Here is a 20,706-nt window from a genome sequence, read left to right as displayed (position 1 = left end):
TCGATTGAGTAGTGCAAAAGTACAAATAATTAGAGAATTAGCAAATTAGAAAATGAGAGAATTAGAAAATTAGCAAATGGGGTGTGAGTTACAAGCTTGAACTATACGAGATTAACTTTTCTAAAGGAGCGATGCATACGGGCTGTTAAATTAGCAGATTAGCAAATGTAGAGGGTTGAGGGGTTCGGAAAGAAACGGAGAAGTTCGGAAGAGGGGAGGGAGGGGTTTTGATGAAAAAAGAGTGTAAGAAGGGTGGGGGTAGCTTATAGAGAGCTTATAGGAAGCTTATACGAATCTTGGACGATTGGTATAGAAAGAGTATATAAATAATTGATTCATAATATGATACAACAGTGCAAAAAATGTTAAAAACGGGGTTTCGAGGCGAAAGAAAAAGGAATAGGTGCTAGGCCATAGGCCTTAGGCAATAGGGGAGAAGCGACGGTCATTATTGTTGTATAAACATTCTCTTTTCATATACTTCGCTCTCGCGGTGCACATACTCAGCTGTTGCTGGTTATCTTCAAAGGGGAAATTAGTGGCGGGAAGGTTTAATATATTTAACTTTGCCAAAGGTTGTAGAACAACAGACAATTAGGGGAAGACGGATATAAATTGGTAAATTGATAAATTAGCAAATTAGCAAATAGGTAAATTGGGTTATCGGCATATGATGGTAATGGCTCTTTCTTCGCCTTTTTCGTTGATGATACGCAGGGTGTGATTACCTTTGGGGGCAAAGATATTCATTTCGTGAAAGGTTTCGGTGGTGCCGAGAAAAGTATCGTCTAAATACCAAAAAACCTTGCCTTCGCGATTGGCAGCCTTCGCTATAAAGGGTTGTTGCTCGCCTCCAAAAGTTTTAGTGGTGTAGAGTACGCTTTGGTGTTTGGGGTAAACGAAATCCAAGCCTCTTTGCAGATTACCTTGTGTGCAATCGGGACGTAGGGGGGGAAGTGGCTTGTAGTGAATGTGTTGCTGTTTGTAATACCATTCCATTACGGGAGGTAACACGAACCACGCTTTGTTTACAATGTTTTGTGGAGACTCGCACGAGGTGTTTACTTGGTACTGCTCGTCACGGTCGAGATGTACGAGCTTATGATAAGGACATTGCCCCGCTTCCTTAGGAGCGAGAGTGCTGAGTACTGTTTGCTTAGGGCATTCGGGTTTGGCAAGGAAACCAGAATTGGCACAGACGGATACCTCGCGCAGGTCGTCTAAGGGTTCTGAAAACCACGAAGTAGGAGGGAGGGCGTTGAAGATACTGAACATCACCGGAGCGGCATAGGTAGCCCCTGTGAGGGTGGGACGTCCTTCGCCTGTGGCATTGCCTACCCACACAGCCACCACATATTGAGGTGTAGCACCAATCGCCCAGGCATCTTTATTGCCAAAGCTGGTACCCGTTTTCCACGCTATCTTGCGCGACGACTCGTAGTAGCGCCACGCTATATCATCGGTAGGGCGGTTCACTTCCTTCATTGCACTAAACATCTTGTAGAGCGCTCCCGCCCTGAGTGTAGGTAGTTCGCGAGTGTTTTTTCCGAAATCTAAGGGGGCAGTATCGGTATAACGCAAGTGCTGAAATTCCTTAGTACGATAGTGCTGAGTGCGCGCAAAGACTTCCGTTTCCGAAGCCAGATTGGTATACGCCTGTGCCAAATCCCACAGATTGCTCTCGGCACCTCCGAGGATAATGGAAAGACCATAATGGTCGGGGTGGCGGTTGATGTTTTTCAGTTGCAAGTGTTGTAACACATCGTAGAAACGATAGGTAGTAAACTGCTTTAAGAGCCATACAAACGGAATGTTTAGCGATTTGGCTAAAGCCATATCGGCAGAGACAGCACCTTCAAAACTATTGCTAAAATTCTGAGGTGAATAGCCTCCTATTTGAGTAGGAACATCGGGTACTAACTGGGTGGGAAGGAGTTCTCCCTCGTGCAACATCGCTGCATAGAGAAAAGGTTTGAGCACACTGCCCGTACTGCGAGGTGCGTGCACGATATCCACATCTTTTTGATGGTCGGTATCGGTAGGGGTATTGCCTACGTAGGCGAGCACTTTTCGTGTTTTTACCTCTACCACCAAAGCTGCCATATTATAGATTTCAGATTGCGAGTAGTGGGTGTAATACCCTGCTATAAGGCTGTTTACCTTCTCTTGCAAGTTTAACGACACCGTAGAGCTAATGCGCTCACCTTCTTGGGTTTTAGAAGCAAAAATAAGTAGGTGAGGCGCGAGTTGTGGAATAGGGTGAGGTTCAGCAGGAAGAGGTTCGAGAAGTGCCAAATCGTATGTTTCTTTATCGATGATATTTTTAAGGAGGAGTTTGTAAAGCAACGCATTGCGTTTCTGCAAGAGACGTTCTTGGTTTTTACCAGGAAAGATAAGGCTGGGTGCATTAGGGAGGACTGCCAATGTAGCCGATTGTGCCCACGAGAGCTGATGAGGAGCGACACCAAAGTAACGCCAGGCTGCCATATCGAGTCCCACAACGTTGCCACCAAAGGGCGCGTGAGAGGCGTAGAGTTTGAGAATACTCTCCTTAGAATAACGGAACTCCAAGCGGGTAGCCCATATCATTTCGATGAGTTTCTCAAAATAAGTGCGCTGTTGGTGCTCACGAGCGATGCGTATCACCTGCTGGGTGAGCGTACTACCCCCGCGCTGTACTTTACCACTACTCACATTGCGATAGAGAGCCTTGACTACCGATATGGGATTTACCCCCCAATGGTAATAAAAATGAGCATCTTCGAACTGTAATACCGACATTTTAAAGCGGTAGGGCACACTGTCTACTTCAGGAAAACGCCATTGTCCGTCGTTTGCAATCTTAGCCCCAAGTAATTTACCCTCGCTACTTTCCAACACCGTGGCATAAGGTTGTGGGAAGAGCTGACGAGGTAGACAGAAAGCATACCACACAAAACATAGCACTGCTATCGCTGTTTTGATAGGGTGGTGGCGGAGTTTTTGCTTTGTTAAGAAAAGGATATGTAAAATTTTATTTTTCAATTGTTTTTGCGTCACGGATTTTGTAAAAGCCTAAGAGACTTTGACAAAGAGTATTTAAAGTCTCTCACGGATTACGCGGAAGCCCCCAAGCCCTCGAAAGGAGACAATCCACGAAGGGATTTATAATTAGTGTTATATATTGAAATACTATTGATCAACGCTATCATAACACGAATAACCTATAAAAAATCGGGCAAATGTAACATAAAAAAATGAGATGGAAGTCACAAGGCTGTTGAAAAGTGGCACGTTAATTGCTCTTTGGCACATTAATTTATTGTCTTATTGACAGATTAACACGTTAATATATGAAACATTTAAGTATTGTTATTGTCTTTTTTTCGTTATTAGTAAGCCCCATAGTAGGGGCTCAAACTGCTGAACTACCTTTCAAAGGAGGAGAATGGTTGCGTTTTAAAGTAAAATATGGTGTATTTAACGCCAGCATTGCTACAATGGCAGTTAATGAAGAGATGTATAACGGCGAAAAGGTGTTTCACGCAGTGGGTAAAGGTGCCACTACTGGTTTGGCACGTATATTTTTCAAAGTAGATGATACTTATGAGAGTTATTTTGGCATAACAGATGGCAAACCACGACTTTTTATAAGAAATATTTACGAAGGAGGATACACTAAATACCTCAAAATGTATTTTAATCATACTAGCAATAAGGTAAAAATAAACAATGTAGAAAACGGCAATATTACCGAAATAAACTTTCAGCCAGGTTTACAAGATGTAATATCAGCGTTCTATGCACTTCGTCATCACCCTAATATCGAAAATATGAAAGTAGGGGGGCAGATATCTATGGATATGATTTTTGATGATGACGAGGTGTACAAGTTCAAACTAAAACTATTAGGTCGCGAAAAAGTAAAGACACATTTTGGTACGGTTAATACCTTAAAGTTCTGTCCGTTAGTACAAGATGGGCGCGTGTTTAAGGAAGAAGAAAGCATCACGATGTGGATTACCGACGACAAGAATAAAGTGCCTGTGAAGCTAAAAGCCTCGTTGCGTGTAGGTTCGTTGGTAGCTGAGCTTGATGGCTTTAATAATCTTAAAAATGACACAAATTTGAAAAAAAAGAAATAATTGTGTAGTTAGTTTATTTTTTTACGTATATTTGTCGCCTCAAAGCGTAAGTAATCAAAAATAAACAAATATACTATGAAAAACTTGTTTTTAGCAATCTCTGTTTTTCTTGTTACGTTATCGTATGGGCAAGATGCGAATGTGAAAAAACTCATCAAACTTGCCGAGAAGGGAGATGTACAAGCACAAACTGAATTAGCTGATGCTTATTTTAAAGGAAAGGGTGTAAGGCGCTCTTATCAGGAAGCCGTAGTATGGCTTGAAAAAGTAGCCGAGACAGGCGATTTGAATGCACAATACCAGTTGGCACAATGCTATTTTAACGGTAAAGGCGTACCAAAATCACCACAAAAAGGAGTGGAATGGCTCACCAAAGTAGCCGATGCGGGGAACCCCGAAGCACAACGTGAGTTGGCACTATGCTACCGCGATGGTAAAGGCGTAGAGCAATCGAAAGAGAAGTATTACGCACTTATAGAGAAGCACGCTGAGAAAGAGAACCCTGAAGTGCAGTTAGACCTTGCTAAGGCGTACCACTCAGGAGAAGGAGTTACTAAAGATGTGAATAAGGCTAAGTATTGGGCAGAACAAGCCTCAAAGAACGGCAACTCGGAAGCGGAATTGCTATTAGCTTCTTGGACATATGAAGTCAATGCATCAAACCCAGAAGCTATAAAGCGTTTAACCCAAGTGGCTAATAAAGGCAATACCGAAGCGCAAAGAATGCTTGCTGATGCTTACTTAGAAGGTAAAGGCGTAGAAAAATCGGAAGCTAAAGCTATTGAAATGCTTGAAAAAGCAGCCAAAGGAGGCGATGCTGAAGCAATGTATCAATTAGGAAACTTTTACTTCTATGGCAACAGTCCGCTTATAGGGAAATACTACAAGAAAGCAATTAATTACTATACCCAAGCCGCTAACAAAGGCAATGCAGCAGCACAAGCACAGTTGGCACTTTGCTTCTACAATGGCATAGGCACCAATGCTTCCCCGAAAGATGCTTTCAGTTGGATACTCAAATCAGTAAATACCAATCCTACTCCTAAAGCGCAAAATAACTTAGGGGTATGTTATGCAGTGGGGATAGGAGCACACCCCTCAAACGCTCAAGCCTTAGAGTTTTTCCAAAAAGCTGCTGAAGCAGGTGATGTAACAGCGCAATACAACTTAGGAAATATGCTTTTGCAAGAGGGACAGTTAGACGTTAAAAAAGGCTTTGACTACCTCGAGAAAGCAGCTGCGGCTAATTATCTTTTAGCTCTTAAGAAATTAGGTGATTTATACTTCAACGGGAAATACACCAATCAATCGTTCGAACGAGCCTTTGAATATTATACTAAGGCTTCTAAACAAACACCTACTCCACAAAAGGAAATGTTAGACTACTTCTACCAAGGACAAGAAGAAGCGTATGCCGATGTGTTATACAATCTTTCACAATGCTATGCCGAAGGTAAAGGAGTGAAGAAATCGATGAGAGAAGCCAGCAAGTGGGCAGTAAAAGCTGCTGGGCTTTCTAATAAATACGCTTTTGATTGGCTTAATAAAATAGTTGAAAAGAATGACCCAAAAGAGAGTCCGGAAGTGATATTGGCAGTAGCTGATGGTTATTTCTATGCTAAGGGAACAAGAAAACAAAATGATAAAGCCTTTCCTCTCTATGAAAAATTAGCCAAACAACAAGATAATACCACTGCACAAAAACGTTTGATGGAGTATTATTTTGAAGTAAAGAATCCAGATAAGAACGATGAGAAAGCAGTTTATTGGGCAGAGAGAGTGGCTAAGAAAGGAGATGCTTCTACTCAATTCAGCTTAGGGAAATACTATATGACAATGGTACCCGATGTGAAGCCACAACCGGCAACTCCCGCTCCTAAGCCAACCCCTAAAAAGCCAGCTGCTACCGCTACGCCTACTGTTGCTGTTACCTCATCACACAATATAGAGCCTAATAGTCCTGAAGCCGAAGCACGTGCTGAGTTACTTCGCAGACAAAGAGGAGGCAAGAATGTTACCCCAGCTAAACAGCAATATGCTGTGAGAGCAAGTACACGACCTGCCGTAGCGCAAAACGCTCCGAAAACACCTATGAAACACCTCAATGAAACCAAAGGGGTACATTGGCTTGCTAAAGCAGCTGAACAAAACAATGTGGAAGCACTTAATGAGTTAGGCTCTTATTATTTTGAGAAGCAAAACTTTGGTCAGGCATTGGCTAACTTCCAAAAGTCGGCACAACGTGATTACGCTCAAGGACAATACAACTTAGCTAACTGTTACTACAATGGGAATGGTATAGACCGTTCGTATGAGAAAGCCGCTAATTACTACAAATTATCTGCACGTAAGGATTATGCTCCTGCGCAATTCCGTTTAGGACACTGCTATTATCACGGTGAAGGCATAGAACAATCGGATAGTAGAGCTGCCGATTGGTTTGAACAAGCTTGTGATAACGGTGAGAAGAAAGCTTGCGATATGCTGAAAGTAGTTACCGCTAAAAAGTAAACTCTCCTTTTTCAAATAATAAATGCGGAAAGAGCTGTCTTATTAAGACAGCTCTTTTTGTTATTTAGCGAGAGTTTGATGTAAGAGAGAAGTAACTATCCAAAGAGTTAAATTTGGTAAAACACTGTAACTGCAAAAGTGTTTGAATATTAATAAATCGTTACATTGAACTGAGATTATTTTACAGTAAGTGCTACGCTGAATATGCCTGCTACTAATATCAATTTAAGCATATTGTGGAGCAATGCATAATGTTTTTGGTCTTTACTTCGCCAAAGAAGACATACAAAAATACATAAATATATAAGCATAAACCAAAGGAAATAGGTTAAATTCCCTATGGGAAAGTAATTAAGTAATACGTAAATAGGTAAGGCACACAACACGACGCTTAGGGTAATGAGCTTTTTGGAGAAGGATTCTCCATATACTACGGGTATAGTAGCGTAGTTATGAGCTAAATCTCCTTTGATATTTTGTAAATCTTTAATAAACTCCTTGATAAGGATAAGCAGAAAGATAAGTAGGGCGTGTACGAAAATTATCGCCTCGAAGTTGCGGTAATACACAAAGATGGCAAAGAAGGGTATAATAGCTAATACTGCCGAAGTGAGGTTGCCAAAAAACAATAACTTCTTGATACGGTGAGAATAGAGCCACATCGTGAAGATATATCCTGAGAAGAAAACCACTGCTCTGAATGATACATAACTGGCTACAATTACTGAAAGGAAGTTAAGCAAAAAGTAAAGAGTGAGTTTAGTATTTTGACTTACCAGATGGTCTATCATTGTTTTGGTGGGCTTATTGATAAGGTCTTTTTCTTTGTCGTAAAAACCATTGATAATATAGCCTCCTGCGATAGCCAAAGCTCCTGCAATGACGAGCATCAGTAAAGAATCGTCAAAAATTACCTCACGCCAAGGTTTATGTGAAAGCACAAAGATAGCAGCTAAATATTGGGCGAGGCATACTATCATTATATTATAACCTCGTACAGCCGAAAAAATCCCGATGAGCTTTAATAAGGTAGTTCTCCTCATTATGCGTATGTTTTGTGCTTGTTAGCCGTTACCTATAGATAGAGAGCCTTTGTCCTACACGAATATTACTGCCCTTGATACGATTCCAGCGTTTGAGATTAGAAACTGTTACTCCGTGTCGTGTAGCAATCTTTCCTAAATTATCTCCTTTCTTTACTGTGTATATTGTTTTCTTAGAAGATCTGCCTCCTGCATATTGGTCGCCTTTTACCACTTGAGGGAGAGGTTGCTCACGGTTTGCTTTCTCTTCATTAAGGTAAGCATAGATAGCCTCTTCGTTGGCTACAAACTTACCTATCTCGGAAATAGGTAAGCGCACGGCGTAGTTACGACCTTCAACATAAGGGACAACATCTAATTGATAGGAAGGGTTAAAAAACTGAATATCTTTTACGTCCATACCTGTAATATCGGAAATGTCTTTAAAAGATATAGCTTGCTTTACGCGGACAGTATCGGTTTCAAAAACGTGATTAGCGCGCTTTTGAGGTTTGAAGCCGTGTTCTTTGGCATATTCAAAAATATAGAGAGTTGCCAAGAAAGCCGGTACATATCCAGCGGTTTCTCTGGGAAGATAAGGGCGCAAATTCCAATAGTTAGTCTTGCCATTGGAACGGCGAATGGCTTTGGTTACATTACCTGGTCCTGAATTGTAAGCGGCAAGAGCTAAATCCCAGTCGCCAAATATTTTATAGAGTTCATTTAGATATTTTGCAGCTGCTTTGGTAGAGCGAATGGGGTCGCTACGCTCATCAACATAGTTATTTACTTCTAAGCCATAACCTTTACCTGTACTGTACATAAACTGCCATAAGCCTGTAGCCCCTGCACGCGAACGAGCCTTAGGGTTTAGAGCCGACTCGATAATGGCTAAATACTTCATCTCCAAAGGAATCTTTTGATTACTCATCTCTTGTTCAAACATCGGGAAATAATAATCACTAAGAGTCATTAGGCGCTCTAAAGAAGAACGGCGATTTTTGAGGAACGACTTGATTACCTGTTCCAAGATAGGATTATACTCTACATTGAAAGGAGTTTTCTGGTTAAGTTTCTCTAATCGTTTTTTGAGGACTTCAGTAGGAAGTTCGTCGTAGGTTACATCGGTGGGGGTAGCAGCAATATCTTCACTCATTTGCTCGAATAAATCAGAATTAGAGAGTTCTTTTAGCCATTTTTCATCGTATTTTCTTGCTTTAGGGTTGTCGTTTAGTTTGCGAAGAGCTTCGCGTTTGTTGTTAGCAATAGTTTGATTGATGGTATCTTTGGAGAACGAGCTCTGCGCTTCAACGGATAAACTACCGATTAAAAAACAAAAAAGAGTTCCCAATGTATATTTTTTAAGTGTCATATTATTGTTGAGTGTTTTTTAACTTAGATTTAGCAAGGGGACAAAGTTATTAAAAATATTGAAATGCAACAAATATATAGTTATTTTTTTCAAAAACCTCACTGAATTGATACCAAAAGTGTGCCAAGATTTGTTATTTTGGGGTAAAGGTATTTTTAGATAAGAGGTAGCTTATACAAAACCTATGTTAATTGATATTGGTGATTTTATATTTGATATCAAAAGAAGAAAAGCGTACTACTTTGTTATAAAAAGTTTGTCAGTTTAAAAAAAAGTATTACCTTTGCCCGCAGAAATCCTCAGAGAGACTATTTGAGGATTTTTTATTTTTATATAAACATAACAACATTAAAAGGATATTATGAAGAAAGTATCATATTACACTGCTGAAGGGCTGAAAAAGCTTCGTGATGAGCTCAATCAGCTGAAAGATGTGGAGCGCCCTCGTGCTTCTCAAGCTATTGCTGAGGCACGTGACAAAGGAGACCTTTCAGAAAACGCCGAGTATGACGCAGCTAAAGAAGCACAAGGTTTATTGGAAATGAAGATTGCCAAACTCGAAGAATTGGTAGCTAATGCTCGCATTATCGATGAATCACAACTTGATGTGAGCAAAGTGCTTGTACTCTCTACCGTAAAATTGAAAAATCTCGCTAACAAGATGGAGATTACTTATACCCTTGTAGCAGAAAGTGAAGCCGACCTAAAAGCAGGGAAAATATCGGTAAGTTCTCCTATTGGCAAAGGACTCTTAGGCAAATCAGTAGGTGAAATAGCTGAGATTAAGGTACCTAATGGCACTCTTAAATTGGAGATTCTTGAGATAAGTAGGTAATTAATTTGTTCAGTACAAAAATGTTTTGTACCTTTGCGGAAACTAAACAAATCAGATTATGACACTTACAGTAACTCAATTATATCAATTACTAAGTGAGAAAATTGATGCTCAGACAGCAGAGGCTCTTACTACTTATGTTTCTGAAAAAGTAAAATCAGAAATTGATGTAAGAACACAAACTCTTGCAACAAAGCAGGATTTAGCGCAAGCTAAATTAGATATCATAAAATGGGTGGTGGGATTATTTATTACTCTTGCCCTTATGATTGTTGGTTTATACTTAAAGATTGGCTAAGTCCTAAAACCTGAACTAACAAATAAAAAAATGAGTATTTTTACAAAAATTATCAATGGGGAAATTCCTTGCTACAAAGTAGCAGAAGACGATGAGTTTATCGCTTTTTTCGATATTAACCCTAATGCCAAAGGACATACCCTCTGCGTGCCTAAACAAGAAATCAGCTATATTTTTGATATGGATGACGACCATTACTTGCGCTTGATGGCTTTCTCAAAACGTGTGGCCAAAGCTCTTGAAAAGGTAGTGCCTTGTAAGCGCATAGGGATAGCTGTGGTGGGACTTGAAGTACCTCATACACACGTGCACCTCATTCCTATCAGCGAGATGGAGGAAATGACCTTCCAACACAAAGTAAAACTTACTGATGAAGAGTTTAAAGCGCTTGCGCAGAAAGTAAGAGAAGCGTTTTAGCCTTAAAGAAGACAATACAAAAAAGGCTATCAACAATTACAATAAGTTGTTGATAGCCTTTTTTGTTGTAACACGACAAGCAATTAAGACAATAATCCGTCTAATGCATCGGTGTAAGTCTTTTTAGGAGCTACTCCCACTTGGCGACCTACTACCTCTCCATTTTGAAATACCAATACGGTAGGGATATTGCGAATGCCATATTTAGCAGCAAATTCTTGGTTGTTATCCACATCTACTTTGCCTACTACTACTCTACCTTCGTATTCTTTAGATATTTCTTCTACAACGGGAGCGAGCATACGGCAAGGTCCACACCACACTGCCCAAAAGTCTACTAATACAGGCTGGGTACTTTTAAGCACCAAGTCTTCAAAATTTCCATCTGTTATTTCTAATGCCATAATACCTTAAAGTTCTGTCCGTTAGTACAAGATGGGCGCGTGTTTAAGGAAGAAGAAAGCATCACGATGTGGATTACCGACGACAAGAATAAAGTGCCTGTGAAGCTAAAAGCCTCGTTGCGTGTAGGTTCGTTGGTAGCTGAGCTTGATGGCTTTAATAATCTTAAAAATGACACAAATTTGAAAAAAAAGAAATAATTGTGTAGTTAGTTTATTTTTTTACGTATATTTGTCGCCTCAAAGCGTAAGTAATCAAAAATAAACAAATATACTATGAAAAACTTGTTTTTAGCAATCTCTGTTTTTCTTGTTACGTTATCGTATGGGCAAGATGCGAATGTGAAAAAACTCATCAAACTTGCCGAGAAGGGAGATGTACAAGCACAAACTGAATTAGCTGATGCTTATTTTAAAGGAAAGGGTGTAAGGCGCTCTTATCAGGAAGCCGTAGTATGGCTTGAAAAAGTAGCCGAGACAGGCGATTTGAATGCACAATACCAGTTGGCACAATGCTATTTTAACGGTAAAGGCGTACCAAAATCACCACAAAAAGGAGTGGAATGGCTCACCAAAGTAGCCGATGCGGGGAACCCCGAAGCACAACGTGAGTTGGCACTATGCTACCGCGATGGTAAAGGCGTAGAGCAATCGAAAGAGAAGTATTACGCACTTATAGAGAAGCACGCTGAGAAAGAGAACCCTGAAGTGCAGTTAGACCTTGCTAAGGCGTACCACTCAGGAGAAGGAGTTACTAAAGATGTGAATAAGGCTAAGTATTGGGCAGAACAAGCCTCAAAGAACGGCAACTCGGAAGCGGAATTGCTATTAGCTTCTTGGACATATGAAGTCAATGCATCAAACCCAGAAGCTATAAAGCGTTTAACCCAAGTGGCTAATAAAGGCAATACCGAAGCGCAAAGAATGCTTGCTGATGCTTACTTAGAAGGTAAAGGCGTAGAAAAATCGGAAGCTAAAGCTATTGAAATGCTTGAAAAAGCAGCCAAAGGAGGCGATGCTGAAGCAATGTATCAATTAGGAAACTTTTACTTCTATGGCAACAGTCCGCTTATAGGGAAATACTACAAGAAAGCAATTAATTACTATACCCAAGCCGCTAACAAAGGCAATGCAGCAGCACAAGCACAGTTGGCACTTTGCTTCTACAATGGCATAGGCACCAATGCTTCCCCGAAAGATGCTTTCAGTTGGATACTCAAATCAGTAAATACCAATCCTACTCCTAAAGCGCAAAATAACTTAGGGGTATGTTATGCAGTGGGGATAGGAGCACACCCCTCAAACGCTCAAGCCTTAGAGTTTTTCCAAAAAGCTGCTGAAGCAGGTGATGTAACAGCGCAATACAACTTAGGAAATATGCTTTTGCAAGAGGGACAGTTAGACGTTAAAAAAGGCTTTGACTACCTCGAGAAAGCAGCTGCGGCTAATTATCTTTTAGCTCTTAAGAAATTAGGTGATTTATACTTCAACGGGAAATACACCAATCAATCGTTCGAACGAGCCTTTGAATATTATACTAAGGCTTCTAAACAAACACCTACTCCACAAAAGGAAATGTTAGACTACTTCTACCAAGGACAAGAAGAAGCGTATGCCGATGTGTTATACAATCTTTCACAATGCTATGCCGAAGGTAAAGGAGTGAAGAAATCGATGAGAGAAGCCAGCAAGTGGGCAGTAAAAGCTGCTGGGCTTTCTAATAAATACGCTTTTGATTGGCTTAATAAAATAGTTGAAAAGAATGACCCAAAAGAGAGTCCGGAAGTGATATTGGCAGTAGCTGATGGTTATTTCTATGCTAAGGGAACAAGAAAACAAAATGATAAAGCCTTTCCTCTCTATGAAAAATTAGCCAAACAACAAGATAATACCACTGCACAAAAACGTTTGATGGAGTATTATTTTGAAGTAAAGAATCCAGATAAGAACGATGAGAAAGCAGTTTATTGGGCAGAGAGAGTGGCTAAGAAAGGAGATGCTTCTACTCAATTCAGCTTAGGGAAATACTATATGACAATGGTACCCGATGTGAAGCCACAACCGGCAACTCCCGCTCCTAAGCCAACCCCTAAAAAGCCAGCTGCTACCGCTACGCCTACTGTTGCTGTTACCTCATCACACAATATAGAGCCTAATAGTCCTGAAGCCGAAGCACGTGCTGAGTTACTTCGCAGACAAAGAGGAGGCAAGAATGTTACCCCAGCTAAACAGCAATATGCTGTGAGAGCAAGTACACGACCTGCCGTAGCGCAAAACGCTCCGAAAACACCTATGAAACACCTCAATGAAACCAAAGGGGTACATTGGCTTGCTAAAGCAGCTGAACAAAACAATGTGGAAGCACTTAATGAGTTAGGCTCTTATTATTTTGAGAAGCAAAACTTTGGTCAGGCATTGGCTAACTTCCAAAAGTCGGCACAACGTGATTACGCTCAAGGACAATACAACTTAGCTAACTGTTACTACAATGGGAATGGTATAGACCGTTCGTATGAGAAAGCCGCTAATTACTACAAATTATCTGCACGTAAGGATTATGCTCCTGCGCAATTCCGTTTAGGACACTGCTATTATCACGGTGAAGGCATAGAACAATCGGATAGTAGAGCTGCCGATTGGTTTGAACAAGCTTGTGATAACGGTGAGAAGAAAGCTTGCGATATGCTGAAAGTAGTTACCGCTAAAAAGTAAACTCTCCTTTTTCAAATAATAAATGCGGAAAGAGCTGTCTTATTAAGACAGCTCTTTTTGTTATTTAGCGAGAGTTTGATGTAAGAGAGAAGTAACTATCCAAAGAGTTAAATTTGGTAAAACACTGTAACTGCAAAAGTGTTTGAATATTAATAAATCGTTACATTGAACTGAGATTATTTTACAGTAAGTGCTACGCTGAATATGCCTGCTACTAATATCAATTTAAGCATATTGTGGAGCAATGCATAATGTTTTTGGTCTTTACTTCGCCAAAGAAGACATACAAAAATACATAAATATATAAGCATAAACCAAAGGAAATAGGTTAAATTCCCTATGGGAAAGTAATTAAGTAATACGTAAATAGGTAAGGCACACAACACGACGCTTAGGGTAATGAGCTTTTTGGAGAAGGATTCTCCATATACTACGGGTATAGTAGCGTAGTTATGAGCTAAATCTCCTTTGATATTTTGTAAATCTTTAATAAACTCCTTGATAAGGATAAGCAGAAAGATAAGTAGGGCGTGTACGAAAATTATCGCCTCGAAGTTGCGGTAATACACAAAGATGGCAAAGAAGGGTATAATAGCTAATACTGCCGAAGTGAGGTTGCCAAAAAACAATAACTTCTTGATACGGTGAGAATAGAGCCACATCGTGAAGATATATCCTGAGAAGAAAACCACTGCTCTGAATGATACATAACTGGCTACAATTACTGAAAGGAAGTTAAGCAAAAAGTAAAGAGTGAGTTTAGTATTTTGACTTACCAGATGGTCTATCATTGTTTTGGTGGGCTTATTGATAAGGTCTTTTTCTTTGTCGTAAAAACCATTGATAATATAGCCTCCTGCGATAGCCAAAGCTCCTGCAATGACGAGCATCAGTAAAGAATCGTCAAAAATTACCTCACGCCAAGGTTTATGTGAAAGCACAAAGATAGCAGCTAAATATTGGGCGAGGCATACTATCATTATATTATAACCTCGTACAGCCGAAAAAATCCCGATGAGCTTTAATAAGGTAGTTCTCCTCATTATGCGTATGTTTTGTGCTTGTTAGCCGTTACCTATAGATAGAGAGCCTTTGTCCTACACGAATATTACTGCCCTTGATACGATTCCAGCGTTTGAGATTAGAAACTGTTACTCCGTGTCGTGTAGCAATCTTTCCTAAATTATCTCCTTTCTTTACTGTGTATATTGTTTTCTTAGAAGATCTGCCTCCTGCATATTGGTCGCCTTTTACCACTTGAGGGAGAGGTTGCTCACGGTTTGCTTTCTCTTCATTAAGGTAAGCATAGATAGCCTCTTCGTTGGCTACAAACTTACCTATCTCGGAAATAGGTAAGCGCACGGCGTAGTTACGACCTTCAACATAAGGGACAACATCTAATTGATAGGAAGGGTTAAAAAACTGAATATCTTTTACGTCCATACCTGTAATATCGGAAATGTCTTTAAAAGATATAGCTTGCTTTACGCGGACAGTATCGGTTTCAAAAACGTGATTAGCGCGCTTTTGAGGTTTGAAGCCGTGTTCTTTGGCATATTCAAAAATATAGAGAGTTGCCAAGAAAGCCGGTACATATCCAGCGGTTTCTCTGGGAAGATAAGGGCGCAAATTCCAATAGTTAGTCTTGCCATTGGAACGGCGAATGGCTTTGGTTACATTACCTGGTCCTGAATTGTAAGCGGCAAGAGCTAAATCCCAGTCGCCAAATATTTTATAGAGTTCATTTAGATATTTTGCAGCTGCTTTGGTAGAGCGAATGGGGTCGCTACGCTCATCAACATAGTTATTTACTTCTAAGCCATAACCTTTACCTGTACTGTACATAAACTGCCATAAGCCTGTAGCCCCTGCACGCGAACGAGCCTTAGGGTTTAGAGCCGACTCGATAATGGCTAAATACTTCATCTCCAAAGGAATCTTTTGATTACTCATCTCTTGTTCAAACATCGGGAAATAATAATCACTAAGAGTCATTAGGCGCTCTAAAGAAGAACGGCGATTTTTGAGGAACGACTTGATTACCTGTTCCAAGATAGGATTATACTCTACATTGAAAGGAGTTTTCTGGTTAAGTTTCTCTAATCGTTTTTTGAGGACTTCAGTAGGAAGTTCGTCGTAGGTTACATCGGTGGGGGTAGCAGCAATATCTTCACTCATTTGCTCGAATAAATCAGAATTAGAGAGTTCTTTTAGCCATTTTTCATCGTATTTTCTTGCTTTAGGGTTGTCGTTTAGTTTGCGAAGAGCTTCGCGTTTGTTGTTAGCAATAGTTTGATTGATGGTATCTTTGGAGAACGAGCTCTGCGCTTCAACGGATAAACTACCGATTAAAAAACAAAAAAGAGTTCCCAATGTATATTTTTTAAGTGTCATATTATTGTTGAGTGTTTTTTAACTTAGATTTAGCAAGGGGACAAAGTTATTAAAAATATTGAAATGCAACAAATATATAGTTATTTTTTTCAAAAACCTCACTGAATTGATACCAAAAGTGTGCCAAGATTTGTTATTTTGGGGTAAAGGTATTTTTAGATAAGAGGTAGCTTATACAAAACCTATGTTAATTGATATTGGTGATTTTATATTTGATATCAAAAGAAGAAAAGCGTACTACTTTGTTATAAAAAGTTTGTCAGTTTAAAAAAAAGTATTACCTTTGCCCGCAGAAATCCTCAGAGAGACTATTTGAGGATTTTTTATTTTTATATAAACATAACAACATTAAAAGGATATTATGAAGAAAGTATCATATTACACTGCTGAAGGGCTGAAAAAGCTTCGTGATGAGCTCAATCAGCTGAAAGATGTGGAGCGCCCTCGTGCTTCTCAAGCTATTGCTGAGGCACGTGACAAAGGAGACCTTTCAGAAAACGCCGAGTATGACGCAGCTAAAGAAGCACAAGGTTTATTGGAAATGAAGATTGCCAAACTCGAAGAATTGGTAGCTAATGCTCGCATTATCGATGAATCACAACTTGATGTGAGCAAAGTGCTTGTACTCTCTACCGTAAAATTGAAAAATCTCGCTAACAAGATGGAGATTACTTATACCCTTGTAGCAGAAAGTGAAGCCGACCTAAAAGCAGGGAAAATATCGGTAAGTTCTCCTATTGGCAAAGGACTCTTAGGCAAATCAGTAGGTGAAATAGCTGAGATTAAGGTACCTAATGGCACTCTTAAATTGGAGATTCTTGAGATAAGTAGGTAATTAATTTGTTCAGTACAAAAATGTTTTGTACCTTTGCGGAAACTAAACAAATCAGATTATGACACTTACAGTAACTCAATTATATCAATTACTAAGTGAGAAAATTGATGCTCAGACAGCAGAGGCTCTTACTACTTATGTTTCTGAAAAAGTAAAATCAGAAATTGATGTAAGAACACAAACTCTTGCAACAAAGCAGGATTTAGCGCAAGCTAAATTAGATATCATAAAATGGGTGGTGGGATTATTTATTACTCTTGCCCTTATGATTGTTGGTTTATACTTAAAGATTGGCTAAGTCCTAAAACCTGAACTAACAAATAAAAAAATGAGTATTTTTACAAAAATTATCAATGGGGAAATTCCTTGCTACAAAGTAGCAGAAGACGATGAGTTTATCGCTTTTTTCGATATTAACCCTAATGCCAAAGGACATACCCTCTGCGTGCCTAAACAAGAAATCAGCTATATTTTTGATATGGATGACGACCATTACTTGCGCTTGATGGCTTTCTCAAAACGTGTGGCCAAAGCTCTTGAAAAGGTAGTGCCTTGTAAGCGCATAGGGATAGCTGTGGTGGGACTTGAAGTACCTCATACACACGTGCACCTCATTCCTATCAGCGAGATGGAGGAAATGACCTTCCAACACAAAGTAAAACTTACTGATGAAGAGTTTAAAGCGCTTGCGCAGAAAGTAAGAGAAGCGTTTTAGCCTTAAAGAAGACAATACAAAAAAGGCTATCAACAATTACAATAAGTTGTTGATAGCCTTTTTTGTTGTAACACGACAAGCAATTAAGACAATAATCCGTCTAATGCATCGGTGTAAGTCTTTTTAGGAGCTACTCCCACTTGGCGACCTACTACCTCTCCATTTTGAAATACCAATACGGTAGGGATATTGCGAATGCCATATTTAGCAGCAAATTCTTGGTTGTTATCCACATCTACTTTGCCTACTACTACTCTACCTTCGTATTCTTTAGATATTTCTTCTACAACGGGAGCGAGCATACGGCAAGGTCCACACCACACTGCCCAAAAGTCTACTAATACAGGCTGGGTACTTTTAAGCACCAAGTCTTCAAAATTTCCATCTGTTATTTCTAATGCCATACTAATATGTTTTTATATTGTAATTAAATTTGAGGCAAAGATACAAACTTTATTAAAAATACAAAACCTCACGGTAATAGTTTTTTGTTATACTACTATAACGTTTGTTATCTGCGCACTGATTGTAGGAACTCTGATAGTTTCTTTTTACCAGATGGGAAAGTGAATTTGGCTTGCAACTGGTAATAGTTTTGAGGGTCGACGACATTAGGATAGGCTTCTTGTGCGATGATGAGTTTATTGTCGTCAAAAGAAAGTTCTTCCATCAGTTCACCTATTTGCTCAGTGGTAAACGATACGATATTCTTTTGGGCACGGAAGAAAGCCAGCTTATCTTTATCGAAAGTTTCGTCCTTGTACATCTTAAAGAAGTTATTAAAATCACCTTGACGCATCATAGGAGCACCTCCATAGCCTCCACCGTATGAGCGATTCCACACATCATTCCATTGACGACCGTGATAGGAGGGCTGATTGTTGTTCAAGCTAATTTCGTCTAACAAATAGAGTCCTTCGCGTGAAAAGAAGTCCATTATCATACGGGTGTTGTTACGGGGATTGATAGTTACTCGATAAATGAGTGTACGTCCTTGCCAAATGCTGAGTGGTTGCGGGGCAGCTGTTACGTCGAAGAAGCGGTACATACCAGTAGTACTGGTGATTTCTTGGTCGCCTATACTCACTGTAAAGCGGTCGCGTTCAGGAATACGGATAAAGACTTCGGCATAACCGCCGTTATAGTCGTATTCCCAATCGATATTTACTGAGATACCACCACGCCCAATGACAGCGCGCGCTTGTTTGTTTGGGTGGTATTCGTTTTGCAACAAACGACCTGCTGAGCCTACTTCTTGTGCCCAGCTTACTGAGGTTAAAACCCCTAAGCAAAGTAATAATAACTTTTTCATAAGTGTATGTAGATTAAAAAGCCTCCGAACCCCCGAAGGGGGACAATCCGCAAAAGCGATAAATGTTTTAAAATCTCGCACGGATTTCACAGATTTCACGGATTCTTCGGCAATAAATTTAAGTAAATAACATATTAATTCACGGATTTCTCACCTAAAGGTGAGGGATTTTACGGAATTTATGACTTTACATCTTCTTTATAGTAAATAGCGAATTTCGTGCCAAAGTCGTAGCACGACAGGCAAGTTGTAGCACGACAAGCAATTTAAAACTTTGGTAAAGTTTGCCACGAACTTCCTTCCTTGCGAAAATACAAAAATCACAGATTTACTTTTTTGGATAATATTAAATTATTAACTTTGCCACAAAATTAGGGACAGAATGAATTTATTAATTTATATTATTGCTTATCCTATTGTTTGGGGGATTTCGCGATTGCCTTTTTGGCTTCTTTACAGAGTATCGGATTTCTTTTATTTTATACTTTATACTCTATTGAAATACAGGGTGAAAGTGGTACGCAAGAACCTCCATACGGCTTTTCCTTTTAAAACAGAAGCGGAACTTAGAACGATAGAACGCAAATTTTATCATCACTTTTGTGATACTTTATTAGAAATGGTGAAATCATACGGAATGAGTGAAAAAGAGATGAAGAAGCGTATGGTGTATCCTAATCTTGAAGTGCTCAAAAAGTATGAAGAAGAGGAGCGTAATATCCTCATTATGTGCAGTCATTATGCGAGTTATGAGTGGTTGTTGTCTTTGGCTTATTTTCTTGAACACAGGTCGTATGCGCTTTATACTCCGCTGAGCAATAAGTATTTTGATAGATTGTTACAAAAAATACGAATGAAACACCACAGTTACCTTTTGCCTCGCTATACGGCGCATAGAGAGATGAAAAAACACAAAGATGCGCACGGGGTGTATTGCTATGGTTTTGCCTCTGACCAGATTCCTAATAATAAGAAGAACTATCGGCGTCCGTTTTTAGGGCTTAATGTGCCTGTATTTACAGGGGCGGAACGCTTGGGAAAGGCACTCAATACGGTGATTGTATTTGCTAAAATAGAAAAGGTAAAGCGCGGTTATTACCAAACGACTTTTGAAGTATTGGCAGAAAATCCTACTGAATACGTGGATTTTCAGATAACAGATATGTTTTTTGAACGTATCAATAGGCAGATTTACGACAAACCAGAGTTTTACCTGTGGACGCACAATAGGTTTAAGAGAATGCAATAAGAGTTCGAAAATTAGCAAATGAGGTGCGAGCCGCACGGGCAGTGTGAGCCACACGGGCAGAATTTTTGGCAAAGTGTATACCCCTAAAAGTGACACATCTGAGTTATCGGAAGGAAACGGAGAAGAACGGAAGGGAGTTGAGAGGGATTTTGGTGAAAAAAGGCTGTAAGAAGGGTGGGGTTAGCTTATAGAGAGCTTATAGGAAGCTTATACGAATCTTGGACGATTGGTATAGGAAGGGTGTATAAGTTGTTGATTCATACTATGATACAACAGCATTAAAAATGTTAAAAACGGGGTTTCGAGGCGAAAGAAAAAGAAAAGGCACTAGGCCTTAGGCCATAGGCACTAGGAGGGAATATGATGAAAAATCAAAAGGAACCTCCCCCTTGCCCCCTCAGAGAGCAGGGCTGTTACATAGAGTTACAAATGTTTGATTTATAATATATTAAATTCATAAGTTCTTTGAAATTAATGATACTCCATTCCATAGCTGACTTGATAGAGTC

18 protein-coding genes and 1 pseudogene are annotated in these 20,706 nt (G+C 39.7%); 11 read left to right on the top strand and 8 right to left on the bottom strand.

Annotated elements, in window-relative coordinates:
* Positions 1-660 precede the first annotated feature (660 nt).
* The gene (gene pbpC, locus ACSQ7D_RS03755) at positions 661-3,039 is read right to left on the bottom strand and encodes a penicillin-binding protein 1C (RefSeq protein ID WP_437135424.1); all 2,379 of its coding nucleotides are present in this window, start codon (positions 3,037-3,039) and stop codon (positions 661-663) included.
* A gap of 293 nt (positions 3,040-3,332) precedes the next feature.
* Between pbpC and ACSQ7D_RS03750 the strand changes: the two genes are divergently transcribed.
* Together ACSQ7D_RS03750 and ACSQ7D_RS03745 are read left to right on the top strand one after the other, a co-directional pair.
* The gene (locus ACSQ7D_RS03750; RefSeq protein WP_128091032.1) at positions 3,333-4,124 is read left to right on the top strand and encodes a DUF3108 domain-containing protein; all 792 of its coding nucleotides are present in this window, start codon (positions 3,333-3,335) and stop codon (positions 4,122-4,124) included.
* Between the two features lie 75 nt (positions 4,125-4,199).
* Entirely contained in the window at positions 4,200-6,635 is a 2,436-nt protein-coding gene (locus tag ACSQ7D_RS03745; protein ID WP_437135423.1) for a tetratricopeptide repeat protein, read from the top strand.
* A gap of 176 nt (positions 6,636-6,811) precedes the next feature.
* Here ACSQ7D_RS03745 and ACSQ7D_RS03740 read toward each other — a convergent pair whose 3' ends face one another.
* Both ACSQ7D_RS03740 and ACSQ7D_RS03735 read right to left on the bottom strand, forming a co-directional pair.
* A complete protein-coding gene (locus ACSQ7D_RS03740; RefSeq protein WP_437135422.1) occupies positions 6,812-7,678 on the bottom strand; it encodes a geranylgeranylglycerol-phosphate geranylgeranyltransferase in 867 nt (288 codons plus the stop codon).
* A 28-nt stretch (positions 7,679-7,706) separates the two neighbouring features.
* Positions 7,707-9,029 carry a transglycosylase SLT domain-containing protein gene (locus tag ACSQ7D_RS03735; RefSeq protein WP_437135421.1) on the bottom strand — a complete coding sequence of 441 codons (1,323 nt, stop codon included), beginning with the start codon at positions 9,027-9,029 and terminating at the stop codon, positions 7,707-7,709.
* Positions 9,030-9,390: 361 nt separating this feature from the next.
* Between ACSQ7D_RS03735 and greA (ACSQ7D_RS03730) the strand changes: the two genes are divergently transcribed.
* The 3 genes from greA (ACSQ7D_RS03730) to ACSQ7D_RS03720 are packed head-to-tail and all read left to right on the top strand — an operon-like array spanning position 9,391 to position 10,579.
* A complete protein-coding gene (greA, locus tag ACSQ7D_RS03730) occupies positions 9,391-9,864 on the top strand; it encodes a transcription elongation factor GreA (protein WP_002673366.1) in 474 nt (157 codons plus the stop codon).
* Positions 9,865-9,922: 58 nt separating this feature from the next.
* A complete protein-coding gene (locus ACSQ7D_RS03725) occupies positions 9,923-10,162 on the top strand; it encodes a hypothetical protein (RefSeq protein WP_437135420.1) in 240 nt (79 codons plus the stop codon).
* Between the two features lie 30 nt (positions 10,163-10,192).
* Complete coding sequence (locus tag ACSQ7D_RS03720; protein ID WP_437135419.1) at positions 10,193-10,579, top strand: HIT family protein; 387 nt, start codon at positions 10,193-10,195, stop codon at positions 10,577-10,579.
* Between the two features lie 83 nt (positions 10,580-10,662).
* Here the strand turns inward: ACSQ7D_RS03720 and trxA (ACSQ7D_RS03715) are convergent, their stop codons facing one another.
* Entirely contained in the window at positions 10,663-10,983 is a 321-nt protein-coding gene (gene trxA, locus ACSQ7D_RS03715) for a thioredoxin (RefSeq protein WP_002673363.1), read from the bottom strand.
* Here trxA (ACSQ7D_RS03715) and ACSQ7D_RS03710 point away from each other — a divergent pair.
* A pseudogene (locus ACSQ7D_RS03710) lies at positions 10,984-11,181 on the top strand (DUF3108 domain-containing protein); the annotation flags it as partial.
* Between the two features lie 75 nt (positions 11,182-11,256).
* Entirely contained in the window at positions 11,257-13,692 is a 2,436-nt protein-coding gene (locus tag ACSQ7D_RS03705; RefSeq protein WP_437135423.1) for a tetratricopeptide repeat protein, read from the top strand.
* Between the two features lie 176 nt (positions 13,693-13,868).
* On the opposite strand, the gene ACSQ7D_RS03700 is transcribed toward ACSQ7D_RS03705, so the two are convergent.
* Positions 13,869-14,735 carry a geranylgeranylglycerol-phosphate geranylgeranyltransferase gene (locus ACSQ7D_RS03700; protein ID WP_437135422.1) on the bottom strand — a complete coding sequence of 289 codons (867 nt, stop codon included), beginning with the start codon at positions 14,733-14,735 and terminating at the stop codon, positions 13,869-13,871.
* Between the two features lie 28 nt (positions 14,736-14,763).
* The gene (locus ACSQ7D_RS03695; RefSeq protein ID WP_437135421.1) at positions 14,764-16,086 is read right to left on the bottom strand and encodes a transglycosylase SLT domain-containing protein; all 1,323 of its coding nucleotides are present in this window, start codon (positions 16,084-16,086) and stop codon (positions 14,764-14,766) included.
* A gap of 361 nt (positions 16,087-16,447) precedes the next feature.
* On the opposite strand from ACSQ7D_RS03695, the gene greA (ACSQ7D_RS03690) reads away from it, so the two are divergent.
* The 3 genes from greA (ACSQ7D_RS03690) to ACSQ7D_RS03680 are packed head-to-tail and all read left to right on the top strand — an operon-like array spanning position 16,448 to position 17,636.
* A complete protein-coding gene (gene greA, locus ACSQ7D_RS03690) occupies positions 16,448-16,921 on the top strand; it encodes a transcription elongation factor GreA (RefSeq protein ID WP_002673366.1) in 474 nt (157 codons plus the stop codon).
* 58 nt (positions 16,922-16,979) lie between these two features.
* A complete protein-coding gene (locus ACSQ7D_RS03685) occupies positions 16,980-17,219 on the top strand; it encodes a hypothetical protein (RefSeq protein WP_437135420.1) in 240 nt (79 codons plus the stop codon).
* A gap of 30 nt (positions 17,220-17,249) precedes the next feature.
* A complete protein-coding gene (locus ACSQ7D_RS03680; protein WP_437135419.1) occupies positions 17,250-17,636 on the top strand; it encodes an HIT family protein in 387 nt (128 codons plus the stop codon).
* An 83-nt stretch (positions 17,637-17,719) separates the two neighbouring features.
* On the opposite strand, the gene trxA (ACSQ7D_RS03675) is transcribed toward ACSQ7D_RS03680, so the two are convergent.
* Together trxA (ACSQ7D_RS03675) and ACSQ7D_RS03670 are read right to left on the bottom strand one after the other, a co-directional pair.
* On the bottom strand, positions 17,720-18,040 hold the full coding sequence (gene trxA, locus ACSQ7D_RS03675) for a thioredoxin (RefSeq protein ID WP_002673363.1): 321 nt from the start codon (positions 18,038-18,040) through the stop codon (positions 17,720-17,722).
* Positions 18,041-18,147: 107 nt separating this feature from the next.
* Positions 18,148-18,948, bottom strand: coding sequence for a DUF4476 domain-containing protein (locus ACSQ7D_RS03670; protein WP_264852974.1), 801 nt, complete (start codon positions 18,946-18,948; stop codon positions 18,148-18,150).
* A 382-nt stretch (positions 18,949-19,330) separates the two neighbouring features.
* On the opposite strand from ACSQ7D_RS03670, the gene ACSQ7D_RS03665 reads away from it, so the two are divergent.
* Positions 19,331-20,197: a lysophospholipid acyltransferase family protein gene (locus ACSQ7D_RS03665; protein WP_437135418.1), complete on the top strand. Its 867-nt coding sequence runs from the start codon at positions 19,331-19,333 to the stop codon at positions 20,195-20,197.
* Positions 20,198-20,706 lie beyond the last annotated feature (509 nt).

It is taken from the genome of Capnocytophaga sp. G1920, from assembly GCF_051417515.1.
The sequence above is the reverse complement of the archived record's forward strand: the minus strand, read 5'-3'. Positions and strand labels throughout refer to the sequence as shown.

Bases quoted from the DNA above. Each gene is read 5' to 3' on its own strand.
- ACSQ7D_RS03750 (WP_128091032.1), top strand. From the start codon at position 3,333: ATGAAACATTTAAGTATTGTTATTGTCTTTTTTTCGTTATTAGTAAGC.
- ACSQ7D_RS03745 (WP_437135423.1), top strand. From the start codon at position 4,200: ATGAAAAACTTGTTTTTAGCAATCTCTGTTTTTCTTGTTACGTTATCG.
- ACSQ7D_RS03740 (WP_437135422.1), bottom strand. From the start codon at position 7,678: ATGAGGAGAACTACCTTATTAAAGCTCATCGGGATTTTTTCGGCTGTA.
- ACSQ7D_RS03735 (WP_437135421.1), bottom strand. From the start codon at position 9,029: ATGACACTTAAAAAATATACATTGGGAACTCTTTTTTGTTTTTTAATC.
- greA (WP_002673366.1), top strand. From the start codon at position 9,391: ATGAAGAAAGTATCATATTACACTGCTGAAGGGCTGAAAAAGCTTCGT.
- ACSQ7D_RS03725 (WP_437135420.1), top strand. From the start codon at position 9,923: ATGACACTTACAGTAACTCAATTATATCAATTACTAAGTGAGAAAATT.
- ACSQ7D_RS03720 (WP_437135419.1), top strand. From the start codon at position 10,193: ATGAGTATTTTTACAAAAATTATCAATGGGGAAATTCCTTGCTACAAA.
- trxA (WP_002673363.1), bottom strand. From the start codon at position 10,983: ATGGCATTAGAAATAACAGATGGAAATTTTGAAGACTTGGTGCTTAAA.
- ACSQ7D_RS03705 (WP_437135423.1), top strand. From the start codon at position 11,257: ATGAAAAACTTGTTTTTAGCAATCTCTGTTTTTCTTGTTACGTTATCG.
- ACSQ7D_RS03700 (WP_437135422.1), bottom strand. From the start codon at position 14,735: ATGAGGAGAACTACCTTATTAAAGCTCATCGGGATTTTTTCGGCTGTA.
- ACSQ7D_RS03695 (WP_437135421.1), bottom strand. From the start codon at position 16,086: ATGACACTTAAAAAATATACATTGGGAACTCTTTTTTGTTTTTTAATC.
- greA (WP_002673366.1), top strand. From the start codon at position 16,448: ATGAAGAAAGTATCATATTACACTGCTGAAGGGCTGAAAAAGCTTCGT.
- ACSQ7D_RS03685 (WP_437135420.1), top strand. From the start codon at position 16,980: ATGACACTTACAGTAACTCAATTATATCAATTACTAAGTGAGAAAATT.
- ACSQ7D_RS03680 (WP_437135419.1), top strand. From the start codon at position 17,250: ATGAGTATTTTTACAAAAATTATCAATGGGGAAATTCCTTGCTACAAA.
- trxA (WP_002673363.1), bottom strand. From the start codon at position 18,040: ATGGCATTAGAAATAACAGATGGAAATTTTGAAGACTTGGTGCTTAAA.
- ACSQ7D_RS03670 (WP_264852974.1), bottom strand. From the start codon at position 18,948: ATGAAAAAGTTATTATTACTTTGCTTAGGGGTTTTAACCTCAGTAAGC.
- ACSQ7D_RS03665 (WP_437135418.1), top strand. From the start codon at position 19,331: ATGAATTTATTAATTTATATTATTGCTTATCCTATTGTTTGGGGGATT.